The sequence below is a fragment of the Bacteroides xylanisolvens XB1A genome (assembly GCF_000210075.1).
Classification (GTDB): domain Bacteria; phylum Bacteroidota; class Bacteroidia; order Bacteroidales; family Bacteroidaceae; genus Bacteroides; species Bacteroides xylanisolvens.
This window is the reverse complement of the sequence record NC_021017.1, coordinates 1,338,906-1,365,099: the sequence shown is the minus strand read 5'-3', so window position 1 is coordinate 1,365,099 and position 26,194 is coordinate 1,338,906. Positions and strand designations below refer to the sequence as shown.

23 protein-coding genes are annotated in these 26,194 nt (G+C 42.7%); 11 read left to right on the top strand and 12 right to left on the bottom strand.

Features of this window, described 5'->3' with window-relative positions; all coding sequences use genetic code 11:
* Positions 1–25 precede the first annotated feature (25 nt).
* Complete coding sequence (locus BXY_RS05720; protein ID WP_134993143.1) at positions 26–1,756, bottom strand: class I mannose-6-phosphate isomerase; 1,731 nt, start codon at positions 1,754–1,756, stop codon at positions 26–28.
* Between the two features lie 142 nt (positions 1,757–1,898).
* Between BXY_RS05720 and BXY_RS05715 the strand changes: the two genes are divergently transcribed.
* Positions 1,899–2,627: a GntR family transcriptional regulator gene (locus BXY_RS05715; RefSeq protein ID WP_008024915.1), complete on the top strand. Its 729-nt coding sequence runs from the start codon at positions 1,899–1,901 to the stop codon at positions 2,625–2,627.
* A gap of 21 nt (positions 2,628–2,648) precedes the next feature.
* Here BXY_RS05715 and BXY_RS05710 read toward each other — a convergent pair whose 3' ends face one another.
* The 3 genes from BXY_RS05710 to BXY_RS05700 form a co-directional block, all read right to left on the bottom strand.
* A complete protein-coding gene (locus BXY_RS05710; RefSeq protein WP_015531406.1) occupies positions 2,649–3,914 on the bottom strand; it encodes a type II toxin-antitoxin system HipA family toxin in 1,266 nt (421 codons plus the stop codon).
* A complete protein-coding gene (locus tag BXY_RS05705; RefSeq protein ID WP_032811209.1) occupies positions 3,911–4,240 on the bottom strand; it encodes a helix-turn-helix domain-containing protein in 330 nt (109 codons plus the stop codon). The genes BXY_RS05710 and BXY_RS05705 overlap by 4 nt, the downstream gene beginning before the upstream one ends.
* A gap of 134 nt (positions 4,241–4,374) precedes the next feature.
* Positions 4,375–5,160, bottom strand: coding sequence for a hypothetical protein (locus BXY_RS05700; RefSeq protein ID WP_203462475.1), 786 nt, complete (start codon positions 5,158–5,160; stop codon positions 4,375–4,377).
* 606 nt (positions 5,161–5,766) lie between these two features.
* Between BXY_RS05700 and BXY_RS05695 the strand changes: the two genes are divergently transcribed.
* Positions 5,767–6,366 carry an HU family DNA-binding protein gene (locus tag BXY_RS05695; RefSeq protein ID WP_015531404.1) on the top strand — a complete coding sequence of 200 codons (600 nt, stop codon included), beginning with the start codon at positions 5,767–5,769 and terminating at the stop codon, positions 6,364–6,366.
* 37 nt (positions 6,367–6,403) lie between these two features.
* Here the strand turns inward: BXY_RS05695 and BXY_RS05690 are convergent, their stop codons facing one another.
* From BXY_RS05690 to BXY_RS05680, 3 genes are read right to left on the bottom strand one after another with little or no spacing between them, the layout of a single operon-like run.
* The gene (locus tag BXY_RS05690) at positions 6,404–6,607 is read right to left on the bottom strand and encodes a DUF3791 domain-containing protein (RefSeq protein ID WP_004299389.1); all 204 of its coding nucleotides are present in this window, start codon (positions 6,605–6,607) and stop codon (positions 6,404–6,406) included.
* Positions 6,608–6,616: 9 nt separating this feature from the next.
* Entirely contained in the window at positions 6,617–7,108 is a 492-nt protein-coding gene (locus BXY_RS05685; protein ID WP_004313519.1) for a DUF3990 domain-containing protein, read from the bottom strand.
* The gene (locus tag BXY_RS05680) at positions 7,105–7,371 is read right to left on the bottom strand and encodes a DUF3791 domain-containing protein (RefSeq protein WP_004313517.1); all 267 of its coding nucleotides are present in this window, start codon (positions 7,369–7,371) and stop codon (positions 7,105–7,107) included. Before BXY_RS05680 ends, BXY_RS05685 begins: the two co-directional genes overlap by 4 nt.
* 330 nt (positions 7,372–7,701) lie before the next feature.
* Here BXY_RS05680 and BXY_RS05675 point away from each other — a divergent pair, with 330 nt between their 5' ends.
* A complete protein-coding gene (locus tag BXY_RS05675; RefSeq protein ID WP_015531402.1) occupies positions 7,702–8,181 on the top strand; it encodes an HU family DNA-binding protein in 480 nt (159 codons plus the stop codon).
* Positions 8,182–8,323: 142 nt separating this feature from the next.
* Positions 8,324–8,569, top strand: coding sequence for a DUF4248 domain-containing protein (locus BXY_RS05670; protein ID WP_004299385.1), 246 nt, complete (start codon positions 8,324–8,326; stop codon positions 8,567–8,569).
* 23 nt (positions 8,570–8,592) lie between these two features.
* Here the strand turns inward: BXY_RS05670 and BXY_RS05665 are convergent, their stop codons facing one another.
* From BXY_RS05665 to BXY_RS05655, 3 genes are read right to left on the bottom strand one after another with little or no spacing between them, the layout of a single operon-like run.
* Positions 8,593–9,963 (bottom strand): TolC family protein, encoded by a 1,371-nt coding sequence (locus BXY_RS05665; protein WP_015531401.1) that lies wholly within the window; start codon positions 9,961–9,963, stop codon positions 8,593–8,595.
* Positions 9,960–13,097, bottom strand: coding sequence for an efflux RND transporter permease subunit (locus BXY_RS05660; RefSeq protein ID WP_015531400.1), 3,138 nt, complete (start codon positions 13,095–13,097; stop codon positions 9,960–9,962). Before BXY_RS05660 ends, BXY_RS05665 begins: the two co-directional genes overlap by 4 nt.
* On the bottom strand, positions 13,094–14,164 hold the full coding sequence (locus BXY_RS05655; RefSeq protein WP_022275942.1) for an efflux RND transporter periplasmic adaptor subunit: 1,071 nt from the start codon (positions 14,162–14,164) through the stop codon (positions 13,094–13,096). The genes BXY_RS05660 and BXY_RS05655 overlap by 4 nt, the downstream gene beginning before the upstream one ends.
* 179 nt (positions 14,165–14,343) lie before the next feature.
* Between BXY_RS05655 and BXY_RS05650 the strand changes: the two genes are divergently transcribed.
* The gene (locus BXY_RS05650) at positions 14,344–15,204 is read left to right on the top strand and encodes an AraC family transcriptional regulator (protein WP_015531399.1); all 861 of its coding nucleotides are present in this window, start codon (positions 14,344–14,346) and stop codon (positions 15,202–15,204) included.
* Here BXY_RS05650 and BXY_RS05645 read toward each other — a convergent pair.
* Positions 15,194–16,546 (bottom strand): MATE family efflux transporter, encoded by a 1,353-nt coding sequence (locus BXY_RS05645; protein WP_015531398.1) that lies wholly within the window; start codon positions 16,544–16,546, stop codon positions 15,194–15,196. The two genes, BXY_RS05650 and BXY_RS05645, sit on opposite strands and share 11 nt — an antisense overlap.
* A gap of 105 nt (positions 16,547–16,651) precedes the next feature.
* Between BXY_RS05645 and lysS the strand changes: the two genes are divergently transcribed.
* From lysS to BXY_RS05630, 3 genes are read left to right on the top strand one after another with little or no spacing between them, the layout of a single operon-like run.
* A complete protein-coding gene (gene lysS / locus BXY_RS05640) occupies positions 16,652–18,379 on the top strand; it encodes a lysine--tRNA ligase (protein ID WP_004306657.1) in 1,728 nt (575 codons plus the stop codon).
* Between the two features lie 26 nt (positions 18,380–18,405).
* Positions 18,406–19,401 (top strand): NAD(P)H-dependent glycerol-3-phosphate dehydrogenase, encoded by a 996-nt coding sequence (locus tag BXY_RS05635; protein WP_004299378.1) that lies wholly within the window; start codon positions 18,406–18,408, stop codon positions 19,399–19,401.
* An 18-nt stretch (positions 19,402–19,419) separates the two neighbouring features.
* Positions 19,420–20,757, top strand: a complete 1,338-nt coding sequence (locus BXY_RS05630) for a glucose-6-phosphate isomerase (protein WP_008650174.1) — start codon at positions 19,420–19,422, stop codon at positions 20,755–20,757.
* 157 nt (positions 20,758–20,914) lie between these two features.
* On the opposite strand, the gene BXY_RS05625 is transcribed toward BXY_RS05630, so the two are convergent.
* The gene (locus tag BXY_RS05625; protein ID WP_008650173.1) at positions 20,915–21,421 is read right to left on the bottom strand and encodes a DUF5035 domain-containing protein; all 507 of its coding nucleotides are present in this window, start codon (positions 21,419–21,421) and stop codon (positions 20,915–20,917) included.
* Between the two features lie 190 nt (positions 21,422–21,611).
* On the opposite strand from BXY_RS05625, the gene BXY_RS05620 reads away from it, so the two are divergent.
* The 3 genes from BXY_RS05620 to BXY_RS05610 all read left to right on the top strand — a co-directional run bounded on the left by BXY_RS05620 (position 21,612) and on the right by BXY_RS05610 (position 26,115).
* Positions 21,612–22,433 (top strand): hypothetical protein, encoded by an 822-nt coding sequence (locus tag BXY_RS05620; protein WP_134993144.1) that lies wholly within the window; start codon positions 21,612–21,614, stop codon positions 22,431–22,433.
* Between the two features lie 23 nt (positions 22,434–22,456).
* Positions 22,457–23,140: an HAD family hydrolase gene (locus BXY_RS05615; RefSeq protein ID WP_004312359.1), complete on the top strand. Its 684-nt coding sequence runs from the start codon at positions 22,457–22,459 to the stop codon at positions 23,138–23,140.
* A gap of 122 nt (positions 23,141–23,262) precedes the next feature.
* A complete protein-coding gene (locus BXY_RS05610; protein WP_015531395.1) occupies positions 23,263–26,115 on the top strand; it encodes a bifunctional fucokinase/fucose-1-phosphate guanylyltransferase in 2,853 nt (950 codons plus the stop codon).
* Positions 26,116–26,194 lie beyond the last annotated feature (79 nt).

Below are 26,194 nucleotides of genomic sequence, written 5' to 3'. Positions count from 1 at the left end.
AGATATTAGATGATTTATTTCATTATTAAAAGCGTACGTAAGCTTTGATCGTTACACATTCTTTTCCTGCAGATTTACCATACGGGGCAATGGTATATTCTTTCACCCCGGCAGGAATAATAAATGTTTCGGCATAATGCACCACGAAAGGTTCAAAAGCATGAGTAGGACTCTCAACTACGGCCTCTTCTCCCTCCAACAGATTCAGTACATTTACACTATCGTTTGTGTGATGCAACACCGGTGATGAGAAACGGTGGCGACGAGTTTCGATAAATTCGTTCGGATGCAGTCCGGTACGTTCTTCTATCCAACCTTCTCCGGAAGCGACTTCCGTAAACTGATTGCGAAGGTGTTCATTTACATATTCCGTATCGCGATTCCAGTTGATAACGCATTTACCACGTTCCACATTGATTGGACGCGGTTTTCCATCCAGTCCCAAGCGTTGCCAGTCCCATAGTTTGAAAGTAAAGAGGTTCGGAGTCGAGCTGATTTCAAGCACCATACTGTTGGCACCAGAACAATGAACAGTTCCTCCCGGAATCAGGAAGTGATCGTGTTTCTTTGTCGGAATCTTATTTACGTACTTTTCTGCGTCAAACACCAATTCACCTTTTTGTGCTTTACGCAAATCGCCGATCATCGCTTCTTTGTCCACTCCTGTCTTTACTCCCAGATAAACGACGGCATCTTCTTCCGCGTCTACCATGTAGTAACTTTCATCCTGCGTGTAGTACATACCGAAACTGTCACGGATAAATTGAGTAGTAGGATGCACCTGCAAACTCAAATTACCTCCGCCCATCGTATCCAAAAAGTCGAAACGAATAGGGAAGTCTTTTCCAAAGCGTGCCTCCACCGGTTCACCAAGCAACTCTTTACTTTTCAGTAAAACCAAATCAACCGAAGGCAGTTCAAAGCGCACTCCGTTCACTTCAAAATAAAGGCTGTTCTCTTCAGGTACACAGTCAAAGCACCAGCCGAAATTTTCGCGTTCACGATCCAGGTCGCAAACCTCTTTCATCCATTGACCACCCCAGGGAGCCGGATCGAAGAAAGGAACTACCCGGAACGGTGTGTTCACCGTTGCCTCTACCCCTTTAAAGAAAGTATCCTTATCAATCATCTTCGGTGTCCCGGCCACATGGGTGTCAATCCAGAATTCTACCCTGTCAAACAATCTTTCCTTATACCTATCACATACTCTCCAATCGTTGAAATACCCTCTCTTGTATTGCAAAGAAACGGCATCGTTCCGATTGTCTATACCTAAAGCTTTTACCTCATGCCGACGGAAACGTTGTTGGATTTCCCAACGTGCCATATCCGCATAAACCACCATCGCATCCTGCGGAGCAACAACAGAAGCACCCGTACCTATGATTACAATGGCGTCTTTTGCTTCACTGATTTGCTTCCGTGCAGCAGCCACCTTATCCACATCCAAATAATCTTCCAGCTTCAAATTGGTGACATAGCCGAATAATACATCTTCAGTCATGAAGCGTTCTGTCAACGCTTGAATTTCTTTTTCCGGTTTCATCAAATCACGTACATTCATCACTCTTCCGGAGAATTCTTTTGAAAAAGCATCCAGCACTTCTTCTTCATATACTCCTGTATATAAATCCACAGCCAGCACTTTTCTTGCATCCATTTTCTCTTTTAACATAGAAATGATAGAATCCCACCCCTGAACAAGCATCCCCGTCAGCTTCGTAGAAGGAAATTTATCATAATTAGCTTTTCTCATGTTGATAGCGTTTTTAAATTTCATATGTTCATACATACTTTCAATTGTGCAAATATATAGATTTTATTTTTATTCCAAACAAAACTTGGATTATTTTTTGATAAATCTTATATTTGCTGAAAATAAACCAATCAGGATAGATATGAAATTAGATCATAATAGTGATAAACCGCTTCATATTCAGGCAGAAGAGATACTAAGAAGACTCATAGAATCTGAAGAGTACAAAAACGGGAAGCTATTTCCCAACGAGGTCGAATTGTCTGAACAATTGCATATTTCAAGGAACACATTGAGACAAGCTATCAACAAGCTCGTGTTTGAGGGGCTTTTGGTACGCAAGAAAGGCTACGGAACGAAGGTAGTAAAGAAAGGTATCGTAGGCGGAGTAAAAAACTGGCTTAGTTTCTCACAGGAAATGAAGATGTTAGGTATAGAGATTCGCAATTTCGAGCTGCATATCAGTTTAAAGCGTCCAACCGAAGAAATCGGTACGTTCTTTGATTTAGGTTCCAGTCCCGACACTCGCTGTGTAGTGATGGAGCGCGTCAGAGGAAAAAAAGAATATCCGTTTGTTTACTTCATCTCTTATTTCAACCCCAATATTCCACTGACCGGAGAGGAAGATTATACACGCCCCTTATACGAAATGCTGGAAACCCAATATAATATAGTAGTAAAAACCAGCAAGGAGGAGATTTCAGCCAGACTTGCAGGAGAATTTATTGCAGAGAAACTGGAGATAAAATCCAATGACCCTATATTAATAAGAAAAAGATTTGTTTATGATGTGAACGGAGTACCTATTGAATACAACGTCGGATATTATCGGGCAGACAGCTTTACTTATACAATAGAGGCAGAAAGATAGATAGTATGTTCATACATACATTCAACAACCAAAAGAACTATATGTATCGAAGCGTTGGGAAAATAAATCAATCTCACGCTTCGATATATTAAGCCTGATAGCAATTCGCCTCCAATCTTTCATTGCATCAACTACTTCCGAAATGATTTTTTCAGCCGTATCCCTGCTTAGCATGTAATTTTCACAAGCATCTATCAGAATCACCAAATCCGATTCACAAGAGGATTCAGAAATCAACAGACTTTGTTGATTATTTAAAGTAGGATTCATGTCATACGCCGGAGACAACGTCCATCCCCTGGGAGTTAACAAGAAACCATGATTGCGGAAATGATCATCCGTATTGCCCACACAGATATTAAATGCTACTCTACGATAAAGTTCCTGAAGATTGGCTTCTACATTCGTGCAACCTTGTATTATAAAATCGACAATATCCAAATAACCATTACCAGTGGCAGCATTAGCCCCATCGGTCAATCCCGTCAAAGTCATAGCAGAAGCAAAATGAATACGTTTACCGTCATTTCTCCGGTCAAAACGTTCTGACAGTAGAGTATGATACTTATTTTCAGTAACAAGCACACGGGTCGAAGCAACTCTAATCCCTGCTTTTGCTGCGAGCAGATGACAAAAGTGTTCCCACAAGCCCACATCATAATCATCTTTACGGGACGGAAACTTGGCTATATACAATATTCCCCGCTCATCGGTAACACTGGCTTTCGGGCGTGCGCCTCCAAGAGAAGTCCCCGGCTGAATCAACTGAATCAACCATTTTTTATCAGGTAAAAGATTCAATTCTTCACTTTTTTCTATCTCCTGACTGGCATACATAAGATCCCGGATAGCCGTTAGTGGAGGAATCCGTAACTTATTACTGGTATTAATGAATTCCCCCTCCGGATTCTCTTTAAACCGAAAACCACCCATTCGGGAGAAATCATCAATGCCCACCAAATAGTCAAATGAATTCAGCCTATTTACAGGACGCTTTTCTTCAGCAGCCATCAACTGCTCACGCCTATTAAGCAAAACACGCCCCCATCGATCAGGTAAAGCATCGGAAAAACAACCGAAAATATCTCTACCCTGCCGGGTATATTGTGATCCCGGATAATTGTTTAAATCTTCACTTAAAAACAATTCTCCATATTTTTTCAGCCAATCATTACTAAACTGAAATCCGTACGTTTCTGAACCACGAAGCAGTTCACAACTCAATTCGCCAATCAGTTCAATATCTTTCAGCCAATCAAAATCTGCATATACCCATACCTTTTTCATAAACTATCTCTTTTTTTAGAGGCTCTTTCCCGTTGTTTCAAGTTTAAATCCTGCAATGCCTTACCCAAACTATCCTCTTTTGCCAACAAAAGAATATCATCATCTAACTGTAAAGCATAAAGCACTCTCAAATAAATACCAATAGAAACAGTAGGCAACCCCTTTTCTACCCGTGAAACTGTAAGTTCTGAACAAGTTGCACGTTCTGCTACCTGCGCAATACTCAAATTTCGTCTTAAACGAGCTAATTTTATTTGTTCGCCTACAATCTGCATTTTTTGAACCAACTTGCGAGGAAGTTTAGTTCCCATTGTACTCTTTGTCATACCTATAACCTATCATATAATATACAAAGATAGCATTTATTATTTATTATATGATTGGTTGACAAGGAAAAGATTAGATTATCCGATACGATCCAATAGTATCAGATTCTTTCTATCATTTCATCTATCATTTCTTACCTTAATTTATAAGCGGAATGGCCGGAGAGAATCCGTTCCAAACTTTCATCCACCACACCTATCATCTGAAGTTTGGATAATAAATGATAGTAGGAAGTTTTTCCTACTCCTTCTATTCTCAACAGACTTTTCCAACCTCTTCCCGATACGATTTCCAATAAATCTTTCACCGTTCGAACATCTTGATTATACAAGATATTAGCCAACCGGGTATCAGCTACTTTACAAACAGGCAATTGAAGTATCCACTCCTCCTGCCCAACATTTATATTCTTATTATTGTCTGCCAAAGATAAAAAACGAGCATCGATAGCACGCTTTCGATAAGTAGCCAATATATCTTTCTTCAAATTCAACCCTTTAAGTATAGAGTTATACATTTGCAATGTCTTCCCATAGGTAATTCGATGCCGATCAGCCACTTTCGCTACTGATTCTCCTGTAGAAATTGAATAGAAGATATCGCGGGTAACAGGGTGAAGAATCAATGCTGCCAGTTCACGAATGATTATTTCATATAGAGGTTTACAAGTCTTCTGTGTTCTCAATACATATAGTAGATCATCGTATTTTGAAATGATAAAGTCCCGTTCCAGTTTCTTTTCTTCTACGATTTTAGAAAGGTAACCTGCTTCTAAACCAAGTCTTTTGTGAGCTTCCAGATAAGCATCCAAACTCTCATCATCCAAAAACAACTGATCGTTGATTCGGGAACTCGTAATGTATCCAAGATTTGCCCAATTTCTAAGAATCGTCTCCTGGATGCCGTGTCTTTCAGACATCTGTTTTGTTGTGAGCCAATTTGACATAAAAAAACGGAACTAGATTAATAATATTAACTAGTCCCGTACCTTTTATTATAAAAGAGTACGGAGCTGTCACATCCCGCTAGTAGGAGGTAGTAACGGCTACCCAATGCATACGGGCAGACAGCCCGTACCCTATGAGAAGTCATAGAAGTACAGGCGTCTTCCCAGCATGCATTAAAAAATCCGTTACAATTTCCTACTAGCCGAGGAAACGCACAATCGCACACCACAAAGGCGTGCTACGTTCCAATGACAAAGGTACAAATACTTTTCGGAAAATAACAAGAGAGAGGTATAAATGTTTAGGAAAGAAAACGAATGATGATTGTATAATTAAAGCGTATGTATATAAATAGACAGGCTTCAATTAGTTATCTTATTCAAATAAGAAACCACTCTACAATTAAAGCACCTCTCTCTTGTATAAACTAGCTACTTTTGTAGCACACATCAATTCGTTCCACAAATATGGAACGAAACAATAACAGATGTGGAACTAAAGGGAAACAACTGTGGAACTAAAAGTCAACAGCTGTAGAACGATTTAACAGTAACTATAAAACCACTAAACATTAGTATATGAGTGCAATATATGACTTATTTGAGACTCCTAGTCCAAACAAAGAAGAGAAACAACCGCTACATGCCCGTATTGTCTCCAAAGGAACCGTAGATAAAGAAGAGTTTCTGGATCGTGTCCACAAATTTACCGGTATCAGCAGAAGTTTATTGGCAGGAGCCATGGAAGCCTTTGCCAATGAAGCACGGGATTTACTAGCCGACGGTTGGAATGTAGAAATGGGAAACTTCGGATTCTTCTCTACATCGTTGCAATGTCCGCCGGTTAAAGATAAAAAAGAAATTCGGGCAGCGTCTGTCCAAATGAAAAATATTAATTTCCGCGCAAGTCGTCCATTCAAGAAAGAAGTAGGCGACAAAATGAGGCTGCAACGAGGAGAATCTATCACACGCCCTAAGAAAAATAGTATCTCCCGTGAGACGTGTCGCGACCGCCTCAACACATACTTGGAAAATCATCTATTCATCAGCCGGACAGATTATAGCCATCTGACAGGACGAAATAAAAAAGTGGCTATTGAAGAATTAAATTCCTTTATCACTGACGGAATAATACGGAAAGAAGGGGTTGGAAAGTTGACTGTATATATAAAGGTATAAACTTTTGGAACAAGTAGAATTAAGAGTTACAACAGGATTATTGCTGTTGTAACTCAAGTATGATTTCATCAGTGATGTAGGCATCACTCAATGTTATAAGCGGGTATTGTTTATTAAGAAGCAATGCGTATACCTTACTATTATAGAACAAGTGCAATGCTTTTTCGGGAGAAATATTCAAACGCTCCGCTAATTGCATCACCACACGAGTGTATTTATTCCATACTAATACATCTATCATAAATGTAGTTTATTTTATTGTTACATATTCTTTGAAAGAGAGACACTCGTCAATGAGACGTTGATTGAGAATGCATAACTGATTGTTGGGCTGCTCAAAACGCAAACGTCCTAAAGCTACTTCTTTAGTAATCTGGTTTTCCATGAAATTTTCTATTGTGTCGAAAACCCGATCATTAGCAATACCGCCTTCCACAATGTCGTACTCCAACCATGGCTGTTTTCCTAAACGGCTACTGACAATAAATTCCAACCAATCATTGTTATACCCGTCAAAGTGAAGCCATTTGTATCCGGATGAATTTATCTTTTCAACATCAAGCTCGTATATGTTTACTACAGATGTGCTACCAGGATGGCGTAATGCCATGACAGCTCCCCAACGTTCAGCCTGGGCATAGATATCTGTTACATAGAATCCTTTACCAAAGTCGAGGTTTTCGCGTCCGACACCGACCAAAGGATATTCTACGGCCTGCGTACTACCATGATAGACTTTCATACAAATTCTCCTTTTTCTTTATAGTAGGCTTCCCAGTTTTCAAGAGCTTCTACCAACGTATCGGCTATGTACTCACGACTCTGGGTGTGAAGCATGTCATATCCACTTATCAGGTATTGACGGATAAGATTCAGTTTTTCCAAACGGTTATAGAGAGTAGGAGCCGGAATACCCAACTTCTGGGCGGCACTCTCAATGGCAAAAATCACAAACTCCATGACTTTGCCATCAACAACGGGGGCTGATTGGCTTGAATGTAGCATAGCTATACCTCTATTATCTTAATGTAATATGTACAAATATAGTGTTTATTCTTACAACGTTCATCGTTTTTCGGCATATTTTATGATTATCAAGAACATTTGAGTATCGTGAAACTGATTGAAATATTCCCTATTTGGAAATGGCTATTAAAGCAGAATATATAAGGATCTATAAATCAGAATCATACAAACAAAATAAATAAAAGTGAATCAAAGTACGTACATCTAGGACCGTTAAAGCACCTCCCCGGAAAGTGCCCATAGTATCTTTGCATCGTGATCACAAAGAGAATTGATAAATAAAGTAACTAATTTAAAAAACAAAAAATTATGGCACTTAGATACGTCATTAAAAAAAGAACATTCGGCTTTGATAAAACTAAAGCTGAAAAGTATGTAGCACAAAATGTAATCACCAATACGGTGGATTTCAGAGATTTGTGCGAGGAAATCACTAAAGTAGGAATGGTTCCCAGTGGAGCGGTAAAATTTGTACTCGATGCTTTGATCGATACATTAAATCTCAACCTTAGAAAAGGCATCTCTGTTCAATTAGGAGATTTCGGATGCTTCCGTCCTGGTATGAATTGCGAAAGTCAGGATACTGAAAAAGAGGTAGATAGCGATACGATACGCAGAGTAAAAATCATTTTTACTCCAGGCTACAAATTCAAAGAGATGCTAAGTAAAGTCAGTGTTCAAAAAGCGGTGGCTTCCGATGATGGTTCCATCAGCCCGGAACAAGCGGACCCCAACCCGAATCCCAACCCGGATGACGGCAAAGGAGAAGCACCGGACCCGGCAGCATAAGATTAATCATCAGCCTTTAAAAGCAGGAAAACAGTACCCGCCTACGGGCGGATACTGTTTCCCAAAGTATTCCTGTAAAAGACTTGACAACGCCTTTTTTATTTTGTATCTTTACCACATCTTAAAACATTAAAATATCAACATGAAAGAATTGCCATCAGAAGAGGAAGAAATTCCGTTTCGCATTAAAACTTATAAGAAAAAGGAATTGGCTTGTATGTACAATCCGAACATTACACCCCGTTGCGCCATACGCATATTCACCAAATGGATTAAAATAAATAAAGAACTGCTCCGGTTATTGACTGCCACAGGTTATCATCCGCGTACACGAACGTTTACTCCCCGGCAGGTACAAATCATCACCAGTATTCTGGACATTCCATAAGGATGTCCAGAATACTGGTTTTATCATTGCAGTTGTCCCGCCGCTTTTAAATAAGCCACATAATTCACATACAATTGAAAATGAGTATCCACTTTCGTCTGATAAGCCTGTTGCCAGAGCACTTGCGCTTCCAGATAATCCGAAAGAGTTTCCAGTCCCACTTCATATTGCTTACCACTGACTTTCATATTCTCCTCTGCCTGTTCCAACGAACGTTCGGAAAGTTCCGTTTCCAGCCGGGCCTCATCCAGATTATTGGCAGCTTGCATCAACTCCAACAACATCTTTTCATTGGCATTTTCCTGTTCAAGACGAACTTGTTCCAATTTCACTCTGGCAGACTTTACCTTATTGGTACGCTCGCCAAAATGAAACAGAGGGACAGAGACATTCAGAAATACGGAGAAAGCCCCCTTTTTCATCAAAGTTTCATCATTAACTTCTAATCCGTGAAGGTAATCATAACTACCTCTGACGCCGACACGCGGTAACAGTTCACTACGATTCAGCTTTACCTCCTGCTCGGCAATGGCTATTTGTTTGTTCAAGATTCCATATTCGGGACGGGCGGTAATATCAGAAACCTGCACTTTCCATTCCTGCTCCACTTCCGGAAAATCATCAGATATATCAATCTGTGCTGTCAAAGGGCGTCCGATGTAATGACAGAGATTCATACCCGCAAGACGGAGGGCGTTATCAGCCTTTCGCAAAGAAAGTTCACTCTCGTTGAGCTTCACCTGCACTTTCAGTACATCATTTTGCGGTTTCATGCCATGTCGGTGAGCACTCTTCACATTTTTGAAAAGTTCCGTTAGTAAGGCATGATATTTTTCCGCCACTTTTCTCATTTCCTTGGCTTTCACTAACTGCACGTATGCTTTATCTGTATTCAGAATAACTTCCGAAGTAGTTAAGGCTTCGTTCAAGTGTGCCATTTCTTTTCCCAGTAGTGACATTTTATAGGCGGCACGGATTTTTCCTCCCATATAAAGAGGTTGCTCCACTTGTATACCGCCCGAGTAAACAGTTCCGACCTTATAATCCAGATTCAATCCGGGAAAATAAGCGAAACCGCTCGATACCAGTTCTCCGGTAGCAGGATTGGGCAAGAAAACCGGAAGGTTTCCTCCCGGAACTCCGAGACTTCCGTCCGCTGTGCTATAAATACCCGTTCCGTTGACTGTAAAATTAGGGAAGAAATTGGCTTTATAACTAAGAGACATCAATCGGGCTGCTTCCGTCTGCTTATTAGCGGCAGCCATATCCTTATTATATTTCAGTGCCATTTCACGGCATTGCGCCAGACTTAGTTTTTCTTGCGCGGCAAGAGAAACCGACAGGCCGAACAATACACCCGCTACACTAATGGCTACAAGAATTTCTTTTTTCATTTGTCTGTCTTTTTTATATGAAAGAATAATGCATACAAAATCGGGATAAAAAGCAACGTTATCAACGTGCCGAACAGCAACCCACCCATAATAGAAGCCGCCAACGAACCGAACATGGCATCCGGCAACAATGGAATCATTCCCAAAATCGTAGTCAGCGAAGCCATCATCACGGGACGGAGACGACTTTGCGAACTGTCTATCAATGCCGTCACAGGTTCTACTCCCTGATTAATCTGCAAAGTGATCTCATCCATCAATACAATACCATTCTTAATAATCATGCCGATCAATCCCAATGTACCGACGATAGCCACAAAGTTGAATGTCTTCCCGGTAAGCAGCATTACGGCAACCACACCGACAAATACCAGCGGAATAGTACAAAAGATGATAATCGGTTTCCGGTAATCTTTGAACAGCATAATCAAAATAGAAATCATCAGAATGATAGCAAACGGAAAGTTCTTGAACAGATATTGCATTGACTTTGTACTGGCGTTCCTCTCGCCTTGCCATTGAAGCCGATATCCGTCAGGCAGCGGAATCTGCTCAATCTGCGTGGCAATGGATTGCCGCGCCTTCTCCGTTTCTACCCCCGGAACAGGGGAGCATTGCACCCGTTGGCTACGCTGCCCGTTATAACGGGGAACCACCGGATCTTCCCACTTCACATCAATCCGCTTACTAATTTGTTTCAACGGAGTTGTTCCCATCAACGTTTCCACCAGTTCTTCTTTCGATAGTGTTCCTGTCTTCAGCTTCATCATCATTTCCTGTGTCAGCAAACCGTTCAGAGAAGGAAGAGACGAGAATATCTGCGTATTGTCCAGGTTCTCAATCGGATTTCCGTGTTCGTCCAGGCAACGCAAGTAGATATTATCTTTGTGAATACCTTCATAGAAAGACCCGATAGGGATGCCGCTGGTAGCTGTCAATAAAGAAAGGCTTACATCGTTCCGGCTCAATCCGATAGCACGTGCCGTAGGCTGGTCATACTCAATAGTCAGCACCGGGATCTGTGGTTCCCAGTCCGTAGTAATCAGGTAAACATCCGGACAATTCTCCATAATCTTGCGGGCACTATCCGCCAACTGATGCAAAACAGCAGGGTCAGGACCGGTAAACTGCGCTTCAATAGGGTATTTTTTGAACATCAGGTTGTAGCGGTTCATCTTTACGTAAGCATCCGGATAATGTTGCGAAAGATATTGTTGAATTTCCGCCATGTTATCCACCAAATCATCCGGAGAGGTGAAGTCAATAATCAGTTCACCGTAAGATAAGGAGGGATTGGCTACGTTACGCACCAAGTTATAACGGGCAGGAGTACCACCAATAGAAGCAGTGACGTGTGTGACTTCCGGACGCTTTTTCAAGTAAGCTTCGATTTCCTCCAAGTCACGCGCCACGCGAGTGGAGTTAGTTCCTTCCGGCAATTTATATTCCATATAAAGCTGGTCGTAGACCATATCCGGGAAAAAGCCCTGCTTCATGAAACGGTAACTGAAAGCTGAAAGTAATACCAAAGCGATCATTGTAAACACAAAGCTCCAACGATGCGCCAGACTGAATGTCAACAATGAACGAAGCACGGCATAAATCTTTCCTTCATACACACGCTTTCCGGCAGCAGTTGTCGCAGAGATTTCCGGATGCAAAATCCGGTCGGCCATCAACGGAACGTGCACTAAAGCCAGCACCCAGCTAAGCAACAGGGAAACAGCGAGTACGATAAACAAATCGCGCGTATAGACGCCTGCCGTATCAGGCGACATAAAGATAGGAAGAAAAGCAATGATGGCAATCAGAGTAGCTCCCAGCAAAGGCATTGCTGTCTGCCGTCCGATAGCAGTCATTGCTTCCATCCGGCTCTTCCCGGCTTTCAAATCTACCAAAATACCGTCAATGATAACAATTGCGTTATCCACCAGCATCCCCATCGCAAGCACGAACGAGGCCAATGAAACACGCTGCATCGTACCATCCATAAAATAAAGGAACAGGAAGGAACCGAATACCGTCACTACCAGGCTGATACCGATAATCACCCCGCTCTTGAACCCCATAGCGATCATCAGGATAACGACTACGATAATCACGGATTCTATCAGATTAAGAATGAACGTCCCCAACGAAGTGCCTACGCGTTCCGGCTGATAGAAAACCTTATGACACTCTACTCCTGCCGGAAGGCGTTCAGCCTTTAGTTGCTCCAGTTTCTTTTCCACTCGATGCCCCACTTTAATAATGTCGGCATCCGGAGAAGCAGCCACCATGATTCCTATCGCACGCTGGCGGTCATAAAACAATTCGTTGCGGGTAGGGTCTTCATAATCTTTCTCAATACGGGCAATGTCACTCAACCGCAACTGATCGGCATCATGTCCCTGAATCAGCATACGACCGATGTCCTCCACCGTCTTAAACTTATCACTGACTGTCACCCGGATACGATTATCGCCATTATCATAATAACCAGTATAAGTAGTTTGGTTCTGTCCGTTCAATGTGGCTAGCACTTCGGCGGGTTTCACACCCAAGTTGGCCATCCGGTCTTGCAGGAGAGAGATGTTAATACATTCGGGACGTTTACCGTATAAGTCAACGCGCTCCACCCCATCCAGTTCGCTGACTTCACGTTTCACCAGTTCTGAATAATCAGATAGTTCCCTGTCGGAAAGTCCGTCACCCGTCAAAGCGAAAAACATTCCGTAGACATTTCCAAAATCATCTTTTACAATAGAAGGGCTGGCACCTTCAGGAAGTTCTGCCTGTGCGTTCGCCACTTTACGACGCAGCAGGTCCCAGCATTGCTCTACATCCGTCTCTTTGACAGTCGTTTTCAGTTCTACCTGAATCAAAGAGAGATCATTGTAGGAATAACTTTCCACATTATCTATATTCCCCATGGAGCGGATATTTTTCTCCAGCACATCCGTCACTTCCAACTCTACCTGATGTGCAGACGCACCGGGATAGGTAGTGACTACCATAGCGAGCTTTACCGTTATTTCAGGATCCTCCAGTTTACTCATTTCATAACTGGAATAAGCTCCTCCTACAATCAGTACGGCAATCAGGAAGTAGATCAACTTCTTGTTCTCAAATGCCCATTTACTAATATCAATCATAGCAGTCCTCCCACATTGGTTTCAGTAGCCGGAAGAAGCGGTTCCACCTGTTCTCCCTCTTTTACATGATGTACCCCCGAAGCGACAACCAAGTCACCGGGATTCACTTCTCCTGAAGTAATCAGACATCTGCCATCACTAAGCAGACGGGTTACTGTCACATCACAACGGCGGATAGCGTGACTGGAAGCATCATAAAGAAAGATACTCGTACGCCCGTTCTCACGAAGAATCGCTCCACCGGGAACCGACAGGTTACGCACATCTCCTTCACTACATTCGATAGTTACCATTGTATTCATGCCGGGCGATGGAACTGCCTGTTTATCTTCTTTCTTCAGTTGAAGCCGCATGGTGTACAACTGATTGGCATTTGCCTTAGGGGTGACACTAATCAGTTCCAAAGCATATCTTTGATGAGGATAAATATCGAATGTACAATAATAGCGGGTAAACTGCTGTCGACGAATATATTCCACTGCCGGAAGATTAATCTCTACCTCCGGGCTTCCCTCACTGATGATGGAAACGACGGGCATACCGGCAGCTACCGTCTCATGGGAATCAAAAAGACGTTTCTGCACATATCCGCTAAAAGGAGCATACAAACGGGTGTATGCCAACTGGTCTTTAGCATGGTTATATTTGGCGGTAATCTGTCTCAATCCGTACACGGCCTTATCGTTAGCATCCGGTGTTGTCACATTTTCCTTATAAAGTGCCATCACCCGTTCCGCCTCCGCTTTCACACTTTGATATTCTGCTTCTGCCGCATCCAGCTGAATCTGATAGTCTGTCGGATCTAATTCTGCCAGTAATTGCCCTTTACGCACATAGGCACCGTCATTTACATGCATATACTGAATAGTACCACTCACCCGGAAAGACAGACTTATGTCCTGTGCCGCTTTCACCCGTCCCGGAAACTGCAAAGCTATTTGTCTGTCGGCAGAAAGTACGGTATCAATCTTCACTGCCGGCTTACTGTCTGTGTTTTGTACACGTTGCCCACACGAAGTCAATAGAACTGCTAAAAATCCTGTTAATAAGAAGTCTAATCGTCTCATATTTTCACTTATTAGTTAGTTGTCACAAAAGTATCCCAAGCAAACATGAGGAGAAAGGTTGATTTAGACGAAACATTGTTCTATTTGTACGTTAGCTAAGATAAAAAGCCGAAATAGTTTGCTATTTGTATTTATTTGTTTGTTACTTTGTAAGGAAATTCATTTCAACGAAAAGGAATATGGAACCACTGATGCCATTCAAGTATGTTATAATATCTCCGGAAGATACTTCCATGAAAGAAGGATGCATTATTTCCGAATTCAACCAATGCGGACTTTTCCTCTGCCAGAAAGGACAGGCGGAAATCCTGCTGGGAGGTAGACCATATCAGATTAACAAAAGGAATCTTTTCATATATACTGCAGCCAACCTTCTACAGATACGCCAAAGAAGCGCAGACCTGGAAGGAATCATGATAGAGGTCGATCTGGATTATGTCATACCGATAGTAAACAAAGTAGCCAACTCGGAAAACTTGCTTTATTTGCGGGAAAATCCCTGTCTGTCGCTTTCCGAAGAGCAATATACATTTGTAGAGAACTTGCTCAAATCTGTAGAAAAACGAATTAACAGGGAGAATATCTGTAACAGTTCCCGACAGAAACAACATTTAATTTCTGAATTAATCAAATCCTGGGGACAAGTGATATGCTATGAGTTATTAAACATCTATTTCAACAACGAACCGCAAACACCACTACCACAGGATAAAAAGGATAAGATTTTCCAAAATTTCATGATTACCCTCTATCGATATTATCATCAGGAACGGGATGTTACTTTCTATGCAAACAAGCAATGTCTGTCCGCCCGATATTTTTCTTCTGTCATCAAGGAGAAATCAGGGAGTAGTGCTTTGCAGTGGATTATACAGAATGTCATTACAGAAGCCAAATATCTGCTCGATAATACCGATTTAAGTATTAAGGAAATAGCGACCAAGCTCAACTTCCCCACACAATCATTCTTCGGGAAATATTTCAAGCAGTATGTCGGCATATCTCCTAAAGAATATCGGAACAAACTTATCAAACAGTAACTTTCTTAAACTGCCGGAACTGCCACCACAACATACCTCCGGATATAAGACTAGCCGCCAAATCTGCCACAGGCATACTGGCCCAAACACCCATTTGTCCATAATAATGAGGTAGAATCAATAAACAGGGCACTAAGAATAACATCTGTCGGGTCAGCGACAAGAAAATGGCTTTACTTGCCATTCCGATACTCTGGAAGAAGTTGGAAGCTACCATCTGAAAACCTACAATCGGATAGAAGAACACCACTACACGAAATCCCTTAGACGCAATACTGATTAATTCTGCGTCCGAAGTAAAAATGGAAGATACGATTTCCGGAATAAACATACCTATCAGGAAACCAATCGTTGTCACTACAGTTGCACAATAAATGGTTACTTTCAGTACTTCCGTCACACGAGGATAGAGCTTCGCACCAAAATTATATCCCGCAATGGGCTGCATCCCCTGGTTCAGTCCCAATACAATCATAATAAAGACAAAAACAATACGATTAACAATACCGAATGCACCGATCGCCAAATCACCTCCATGCTCTTTTAATCCCTGATTAATCAGAATCACAATAAAGCAAGACGCCATATTCATCAGGAAGGGAGACATACCGATAGCCAATGAATCCAACACGATCTTCCGTTTCAAACGGAAAATACCTTTTTTCAATCGTATCAGTTCGTCTTTGCGACAGAACAGATGAAGCTGCCAGACCAAGGCGATCAACTGCGCACAAACCGTAGCTGTGGCCGCCCCGCGAATTCCCCAGTCGAATATAAAAATAAACAAAGGTGCAAGTAATACATTGATTAACACGGTCGTGATGGTTGCCACCATCGCTTTCTGCGGATGTCCCGAGACACGAAGCACTGCATTCAGCCCCAAATATAAATGAGTTACCACATTTCCGAGCAAGATAACCTGCATAAATTCACGGGCATACTTCACCGTTTCATCGCTTCCTCCGAAAAAGTAAAGTATCGGATCGAGAAAAGGAAGAACGATTACCGTAAAAGAGATACCTATAATAAGGTTTAATACAAACACATTTCCCAAAACCTGCTGTGCGGTATCATAATCTTTCTGTCCTAGCTTCACCGAAATCAATGTAGCCGCACCGACACCGACCAACGAGCCGAAAGCCGCGGCAAGATTCATTAGCGGGAAAGTTAATGCCAACCCGGAAATAGCCATCGCACCTACCCCGTGACCGATAAAAATACTATCTACCATATTGTAAAGAGAAGACGCCGTCATGGCGATAATTGCCGGAATGGCATACTGCATTAAAAGCTTCCCAATCTTTTCCGTACCCAACGCAGTGGGTGTCTTTTGTCCTGTCATACCTATTAGTTTGAGACGGCAAAGATACAAAAAAGAGGTGGATTACAGGATATATGAGAAAAGTTTCGTATTTTTGCCTCCAAAATTGAGTTAATACGTAACGAAATGAATATATTAGAACTAAGTGAACAGGAAATCATTCGACGCAACAGCCTGAATGAGCTTCGTGCGATGGGTATTGATCCATACCCTGCAGCAGAGTATGTAACCAATGCTTTCTCTACAGATATTAAAGCTGAATTTAAAGACGACGAGGAGCCACGCCAAGTTTCCGTAGCCGGCCGTATCATGAGCCGCCGCGTGATGGGTAAAGCATCTTTCGTTGAATTGCAAGACTCTAAAGGTCGCATCCAGGTGTACATCACCCGCGATGATATCTGCCCGGGAGAAGACAAGGAACTGTACAACTCTGTATTCAAACGCCTGCTCGACTTAGGTGACTTTATCGGTATCGAAGGTTTCGTGTTCCGCACACAAATGGGTGAAATCAGTATCCATGCTAAGAAACTGACTGTACTTGCAAAGTCTATCAAACCGTTGCCTATCGTTAAATACAAAGACGGGGTAGCTTATGACTCTTTTGAAGATCCCGAACTCCGTTATCGCCAACGCTATGTGGACCTGGTAGTGAACGACGGTATCAAAGAAACATTCCTGAAACGTGCCACTGTTGTGAAAACATTGCGCAATGCTTTGGACGAAGCCGGTTACACGGAAGTGGAAACTCCCATCCTGCAATCTATTGCCGGTGGAGCAAGCGCACGCCCGTTCATCACTCACCATAACTCACTGGACATGGATCTTTACCTGCGTATCGCAACAGAACTTTATCTGAAGCGACTGATCGTAGGTGGTTTTGAAGGTGTATATGAAATAGGTAAGAACTTCCGTAACGAGGGTATGGACAAAACCCATAACCCGGAGTTCACTTGTATGGAACTCTACGTACAATATAAGGATTACAACTGGATGATGAATTTCACCGAAAAGTTGTTGGAACGTATTTGTATCGCAGTAAACGGTAGCACAGAAACAGTGGTTGACGGAAAAACCATCAACTTCAAAGCTCCTTACCGCCGTCTGCCTATCCTGGACGCTATCAAAGAGAAGACAGGATATGACCTGAACGGCAAGAGCGAAGAGGAAATCCGCCAAGTCTGCAAGGAACTGAAGATGGAAGAAATCGACGAGACGATGGGTAAAGGCAAGCTGATTGATGAAATCTTCGGAGAATTCTGCGAAGGTACATATATCCAGCCGACTTTCATCACCGATTATCCGGTTGAAATGTCTCCGCTGACCAAGATGCACCGCTCTAAACCGGGACTGACCGAACGTTTCGAACTGATGGTGAACGGTAAAGAGCTGGCTAATGCCTACTCGGAATTGAACGATCCGCTGGATCAGGAAGAACGTTTCAAAGAACAAATGCGTTTGGCCGACAAGGGAGACGACGAAGCGATGATTATCGATCAGGACTTCCTGCGCGCTTTACAATACGGTATGCCTCCTACATCGGGTATCGGTATCGGTATCGACCGTCTGGTGATGTTAATGACTGGACAGACTACCATTCAGGAAGTATTGTTCTTCCCGCAAATGCGCCCGGAAAAAGTAGTGAAAAAAGACGCTGCTGCCAAATACATGGAATTGGGAATCGCAGAAGACTGGGTTCCGGTGATTCAAAAAGCCGGTTACAACACAGTTGCCGACATGAAAGATGTCAATCCGCAGAAGCTGCACCAGGACATCTGCGGCATTAACAAGAAATATAAATTAGAACTGACCAATCCGTCGGTAAACGACGTAACTGAGTGGATACAGAAAATTTAATAAGTTCTTCATCCAAATCCATACAAATGAAATTACCCGGCAAGATAGCGATAATGGGCGGAGGAAGTTGGGCTACAGCCATCGCAAAGATGTGTCTGGCCCAAGAGGACTCTATCAATTGGTACATGCGGCGAGACGACCGCATTGCCGATTTTAAACGATTAGGGCACAATCCGGCTTATCTGACAGGAGTGAAATTTGATACGAGACGCATCACTTTCAGTTCCAACATCAACGATGTTGTGAAAGAATCGGATACACTGATCTTCGTCACTCCCTCTCCTTATCTGAAGGCGCATCTGAAAAAGTTGAAAACCAAGATAAAAGATAAGTTTATCATCACCGCTATCAAAGGAATCGTACCCGATGACAACGTTATTGTATCGGAATACTTCACAAAAGAATATGGTGTGCCACCAGAAAACATAGCAGTCCTTGCAGGTCCCTGCCACGCAGAAGAAGTAGCTTTGGAGCGACTCTCCTACCTGACTATCGCCTGCCCTGATAAAGACAAGGCACGTATCTTCGCACGCCGTCTGGGAAGCAGTTTTATCAAAACATCTGTCAGTGATGACGTGGCGGGTATCGAATACAGTTCGGTGCTCAAAAACGTGTATGCCATTGCTGCCGGTATCTGTAGCGGACTGAAATATGGCGACAACTTCCAGGCTGTATTGATTTCTAACGCCATTCAGGAAATGAATCGTTTCCTGAACACGGTGCATCCGTTGAACAGAAACGTGGATGAATCTGTTTATCTGGGGGATTTATTGGTGACCGGCTACTCCAACTTTAGTCGTAACCGTACTTTCGGAACGATGATAGGTAAAGGGTATTCCGTGAAGAGTGCGCAAATTGAAATGGAAATGATTGCAGAGGGTTACTATGGTACGAAATGTATCAAAGAAATCAATAAGCATCATCATGTCAATATGCCGATACTGGACGCTGTGTATAACATCCTATACGAACGTATCTCACCAATGATCGAGATTAAATTGCTGACTGACTCTTTTAGATAATCTTTAAACAAGAACGATATGATTAGTTTAAACATTGAAAAGACATTTGGATTTATCTCCAAAGAAAAGGTTTTTGCTTACGAAGCTGAAGTAAAAGCCGCACAGGAAATGCTTGAAAAAGGTACAGGCAAAGGTAATGACTTTTTAGGATGGTTGCATTTGCCTTCTTCTATCACTAAAGAACACTTAGCCGACCTGAACGCTACAGCAAAAGTATTAAGAGATAACTGTGAAGTAGTAATCGTTGCCGGTATCGGTGGCAGCTATCTGGGTGCCCGTGCCGTAATCGAAGCTTTGTCTAACAGCTTCACTTGGCTGCAGGAAAAGAAAACGGCTCCTGTCATGATCTATGCAGGACACAATATCAGCGAAGATTATCTGTACGAACTGACTGAATATCTGAAAGATAAGAAATTCGGTGTCATCAATATTTCTAAATCAGGAACTACTACCGAAACTGCTCTTGCTTTCCGTTTGCTGAAAAAGCAATGTGAAGATCAGCGCGGTAAAGAAACTGCAAAGAAAGTAATCGTTGCTGTGACGGACGCTAAAAAAGGTGCTGCCCGTGTTACAGCTGACAAAGAAGGATATAAAACATTTATCATCCCTGACAACGTAGGCGGACGTTTCTCTGTACTGACTCCGGTTGGTTTGCTGCCTATCGCAGTAGCCGGATTTGATATCGACAAACTGGTTGCCGGTGCTGCCGATATGGAAAAAGTATGCGGATCGGACGTTGCATTTACTGAAAACCCGGCTGCTATTTATGCTGCTACCCGCAATGAGTTGTACAGGAATGGCAAGAAGATCGAAATCCTCGTTAACTTCTGCCCGAAACTGCACTATGTAAGCGAATGGTGGAAACAGCTTTACGGAGAATCGGAAGGAAAAGACAATAAGGGTATCTTCCCTGCATCGGTAGATTTCTCTACAGACCTTCATTCTATGGGTCAATGGATTCAGGAAGGCGAACGTTCTATCTTCGAAACTGTGATTTCAGTAGAGAAAGTTAACCACAAACTGGAAGTTCCTTCTGACGAAGCAAATCTGGACGGCTTGAACTTCTTAGCCGGCAAGCGTGTGGACGAAGTGAACAAGATGGCCGAACTGGGAACGCAGCTGGCTCACGTAGACGGTGGCGTACCTAATATGCGCATCGTACTTCCGGAATTGAGCGAATACAACATTGGTGGTCTGCTCTATTTCTTCGAAAAGGCTTGTGGTATCAGCGGTTATTTGCTGGGCGTGAACCCATTCAACCAACCGGGTGTGGAAGCATACAAAAAGAATATGTTTGCCTTGCTGGACAAACCGGGTTATGAAGAAGAATCCAAAGCAATCCGTGCAAAACTATAAATCAAGAACGTTTTATAAACGGTAAACTATAAACAATGAACGGTGAACAACTATGCTATATGCATGGATTTGTTCACCGTTCATTATTATATTCAATTGATTGCAGTTTCCGATTGTACCGCTTATTGCCCGTTGTACCGTTTACTGCTCACCACTTCTACTTCTCATCTTCCACTTTCGTCTTCAAACCGATTTCTTCCTGTGCTCCTTCACATTCGGCTTTGGAAGAAAGATAGAACTCTAATTTCACATCACCGTTCTTATCTACCTGTTTAATGGTCGCAATCACCATAATTTTGGCTTTTGACACCCCATCCTTAAAACGAAGCTGTCCTTTTTCCACATCTGTCAGATTTCCCTCTGTAGATACTTCTGTTTGCTCATAAAAGAGTTTGGTATCCACTTCATCGTCATTCTGAAGTTTAAAGGTTTTCAGTTCTGCCCCATTTCCATCCAAAAGCAGAAAGGCTTTCACTTCATCTCCCACTTTCAAGGCGGGCAGTTCCTCCCTCTGATTCGCATAGTCTTTTTCATCGGAACTGGTATTTTCACCGTCCGATTCGATCTTCGCATAAAGCTTTTCTATCTTGATAACAGGACTTTCCCCACTATCAGAGCAGGCGCCTAAAAACAATGGTAGCAACAATAATACTCTCTTTTTCATGCTATCGTCGAGTTTATAACGTTACAAAAATACACATATTCTTCTAAACAGCAAATAATTATGTAGTTAATCGCTTGGGAGCGTCATTTGCAACTATCTTCCCTTTCTAACTTATCTCTCATTTTTTATCGTTATCTTTGCCTCGTATACAGTTGTAGATGAAGCGAATCAAACTTAAAAAACAAATAGAATGGCAGGAAATTTATTAAAGAAGTCCAGTGGACTCATGCTACTATGTAGCGTATCATTGCTAATGATAGTCATGACCGGTTGTCAGGAAGCCAAACTCAAAACTGTAATCGGGATAGCCAACAAACAGTGTCCGCTGGACATGGGAGAAGTCGGCAATATTACCAGTATCATCTACGACGGGGATAACGTAGTGTACACTCTCAACATGAACGAGGAAATTACCAATATTAAGATTTTGAAAGATAATCCGGAAAGCATGAAATCATCTATCAAAATGATGTTTCAGAATCCGGCTGCTGATGTAAAGGAAATGCTGAAATTGATGGCTAAGTGTAATTCCGGATTACACATGATATTTGTAGGGAATAAGTCGGGCGAACAAGCGGTTTGCGAACTTACTGCCGAAGAATTGAAAGAGGTTATCAATACAAATGCCGACGCGGCACAAAGCGGACAGACAAAGCTTGAAGCGCAACTGAAAATGGCGAATCTGCAATTTCCAATGCAGGCCAGTGAAGAAGTCGTTGTCGAAAAAATCGAAATCATAGGTGAATCGGTTGTTTATATATGCAGTGTGGACGAAGAGTTGTGTCCTATCAGCCAGATTGAAGAAAACGCAGCTGAAGTGAAAGAGGGTATTGTGTCAACGCTAGCAAGTCAGACCGATCCTGCCACCCAGATATTCATAAAAACCTGCGTGGAGAACAATAAAAATATTACCTACAGATATATCGGCAAGGATTCCGGGAAACAATACGATGTAGTTATTCCCGTGTCTGATCTGAAGAAAATGCTCATAAAAAATAAAATATCATCTTAAAAAGATTCCGCAACGTACAAAGTATGAAAAAGAAACTGAAAGCCGTCCTGTTTGACATGGACGGCGTACTCTTTGACTCTATGCCTTATCATTCGGAAGCCTGGCATAAAGTAATGAAATCTCATGGGCTCACTCTTAGTCGCGAAGAAGCATATATGCATGAAGGACGGACAGGAGCCTCTACAATCAATATTGTTTTTCAACGTGAATTGGGTAGAGAAGCCACACAGGAGGAGATAGAAAGTATCTATCAGGAGAAAAGTGTTTTGTTCAATTCATATCCCGAAGCAAAGCCTATGCCCGGTGCATGGGAGTTACTGCAAAAAGTGAAGAAGGACGGGCTGATTCCGATGGTGGTCACCGGCTCCGGTCAGTTATCCCTGCTCGAACGGCTGGAACACCACTATCCGGGAATGTTTCACAAAGAACTGATGGTTACAGCGTTCGATGTAAAATATGGCAAACCCAATCCCGAGCCGTATTTGATGGCTTTGAAAAAAGGAGGGATCAAAGCGGATGAAGCGGTTGTAGTAGAAAACGCTCCGTTAGGAGTGGAAGCCGGACACAACGCGGGTATTTTCACCATAGCAGTCAATACGGGTCCTTTGAACGGGCAAGTGTTGCTGGATGCCGGGGCTGATTTATTATTTCCATCCATGCAGGCACTTAATGACACCTGGGACATGATGACTGAAAATGACATCTAAAAGCTGAAAAGAAAATTTATTCTTCAAAACAGAAGAAAAATATTGAAAAGCAGGAATATAAATAGTATTTTTACGGGAGTTTAATTCGCTTAGATTCTATCTAAGCCAACGCAGATTCTACTATGCAAAAGTTATTATCTTTACCACCCAATTTGATCCATTGCTTCCACGAACTGGAAGAAGTTAACCATACCGATTGGTTTTGTACATCAGACCCCATAGGGAGCAAACTAGGCTCCGGCGGCGGAACCACATGGTTATTGCAAGCTTGCCATCAGGCATTCGCTCCACAAGAGTCTTTCAGCAACTGGATAGGACACGAAAAAAAAATATTGCTCCATGCAGGCGGACAAAGCCGTCGGCTACCCAGCTACGGCCCTTCCGGCAAAATATTAACTCCTATCCCGATCTTCAGTTGGGAAAGAGGACAAAAGCTGGGACAGAATCTGTTATCATTGCAGCTCCCGCTCTATGAAAGGATTATGAATCAGGCTCCGGCCGGTCTGAATACGCTGATTGCTAGCGGAGACGTATATATCCGTTCGGAAAAACCGCTTCAGGATATTCCGAACGCAGATGTAGTATGCTACGGGCTGTGGGTGAATCCTTCATTGGCAACTCATCATGGCGTGTTTGTTTCCGACCGGAAAAAACCGGAGGTGCTCGATTTCATGTTGCAGAAACCTTCTTTGGAAGAGTTGGAAAGATTGTCGAAAACTCATCTTTTCCTGATGGATATCGGCATCTGGATTTTGAGTGACCGCGCCATAGAAGTATTGATGAAACGGTCATTGAAAGAAGGTACGAAGGATATTACTTATTATGACTTATACTCGGACTATGGTTTGGCTTTGGGAGAGCATCCTAAAACGAAAGATGAAGAAATCAATCAGTTATCCGTAGCTATATTGCCGTTGCCAGGTGGAGAATTCTACCATTACGGCACAAGTCACGAACTGATTTCTTCTACTTTAGCCATACAGGACAAGGTACGGGACCAAAGAAGAATCATGCACCGGAAAGTAAAGCCAAATCCGGCTATCTTTATACAGAATTCCATCACACAAGTTTCTCTTTCTGCCGACAACGCCAATTTATGGATTGAGAATAGCCAGATGGGAAAAGAATGGAAATTAGGTTCCCGCCAGATTATTACAGGAGTTCCTGAAAACCAGTGGAGCATAAATTTGCCGGATGGGGTTTGCATCGACATTATTCCTATCGGTGAGAATGAGTTTGTTGCGCGTCCGTATGGATTGGATGATGTATTCAAAGGAGCGTTGGACAAAATAACGACTACTTACCTTAATGTTCCTTTTACCCGTTGGATGGAAGATAGAGGAATTACCTGGGAGGATATAAAAGGGCGTACAGATGATTTACAATCGGCATCCATCTTCCCCAAAGTGGCTTCTGTTGAAGATTTAGGCATATTAGTACGCTGGATGACCTCGGAGCCACAACTGGAAGAAGGGAAAAAACTTTGGTTGAAAGCAGAAAAAGTTTCTGCAGACGAAATATCCGCAAGCGCCAACCTCAAGCGTCTTTACGAACAGCGCAATGCTTTCCGTAAGGAGAACTGGAAAGGATTGGCGGCCAATTATGAGAAGAGCGTATTCTATCAACTCGATTTGCTGGATGCCGCAAATGAATTTGTACGTTTCAACCTGGACATGCCTGACGTCTTGAAAGAAGATGCTGCCCCCATGTTACGGATACACAACCGGATGCTTCGTGCACGTATCATGAAACTACGTGAAGACAAAGATTGTGCCAAAGAGGAACAGGCAGCCTTTCAACTGCTTCGCGACGGTTTATTGGGGGTAATGAGCGAACGAAAGAGCCATCCCATACTCAACGTTTATTCCGATCAAATCGTATGGGGACGCAGTCCTGTGCGTATCGATGTGGCCGGAGGATGGACGGACACACCTCCCTACTCTCTTTATTCAGGGGGAAGTGTTGTAAATCTTGCTATCGAACTAAACGGTCAACCACCGCTACAAGTATATGTGAAACCATGCAAGGAATATCACATCACTCTTCGCTCTATCGACATGGGTGCAATGGAAGTGATAAGGAATTACGAAGAACTGCAAGATTATAAAAAGGTAGGTTCTCCATTCTCTATTCCGAAAGCCGCCCTTACATTGGCGGGCTTTGCACCGGCATTCTCTACGGAATCTTATCCTTCTTTAGCTAAACAGCTGGAAGATTTCGGTTCAGGAATCGAAATTACTCTGCTAGCTGCTATTCCTGCGGGCTCTGGCTTGGGAACCAGTTCCATACTGGCATCTACCGTGCTCGGAGCAATCAATGATTTCTGCGGATTGGCTTGGGATAAAAATGATATATGTAGTTACACATTAGTATTAGAGCAGCTCCTGACCACTGGAGGAGGTTGGCAAGATCAATATGGCGGTGTCTTTTCTGGTATTAAGTTGCTTCAATCCGAAGCTGGTTTCGAACAGAATCCATTAGTACGCTGGTTACCCGATCAGCTCTTTGTTCATCCTGATTACCGCGACTGTCATCTGTTATATTATACGGGAATTACTCGTACTGCTAAAAGTATTTTGGCAGAGATCGTCAGTTCCATGTTCCTCAATTCCGGTCCGCATCTAAGCTTGCTGGCCGAAATGAAAGCTCATGCAATGGATATGAGTGAAGCCATTTTACGAAGTAATTTCGAAAGTTTCGGTCGTTTGGTCGGCAAAACCTGGATACAGAACCAGGCATTAGACTGCGGAACCAATCCACCGGCAGTAGCAGCCATTATCGAAAAAATCAAGGATTACACCCTGGGATACAAACTCCCCGGTGCAGGTGGCGGAGGCTATTTATATATGGTAGCCAAAGACCTGCAAGCAGCCGGACAAATCCGACGGATACTGACGGAACAAGCCCCCAATCCTCGTGCTCGTTTTGTAGAAATGACTCTTTCTGATAAGGGACTTCAGGTTTCAAGAAGCTAAAGAGAAAGCGTTACCATAAGGCCGGTCAATCATCCGGAATCATAAAAAACAAGCTTGGACAGATTCAAACGAAATGTCC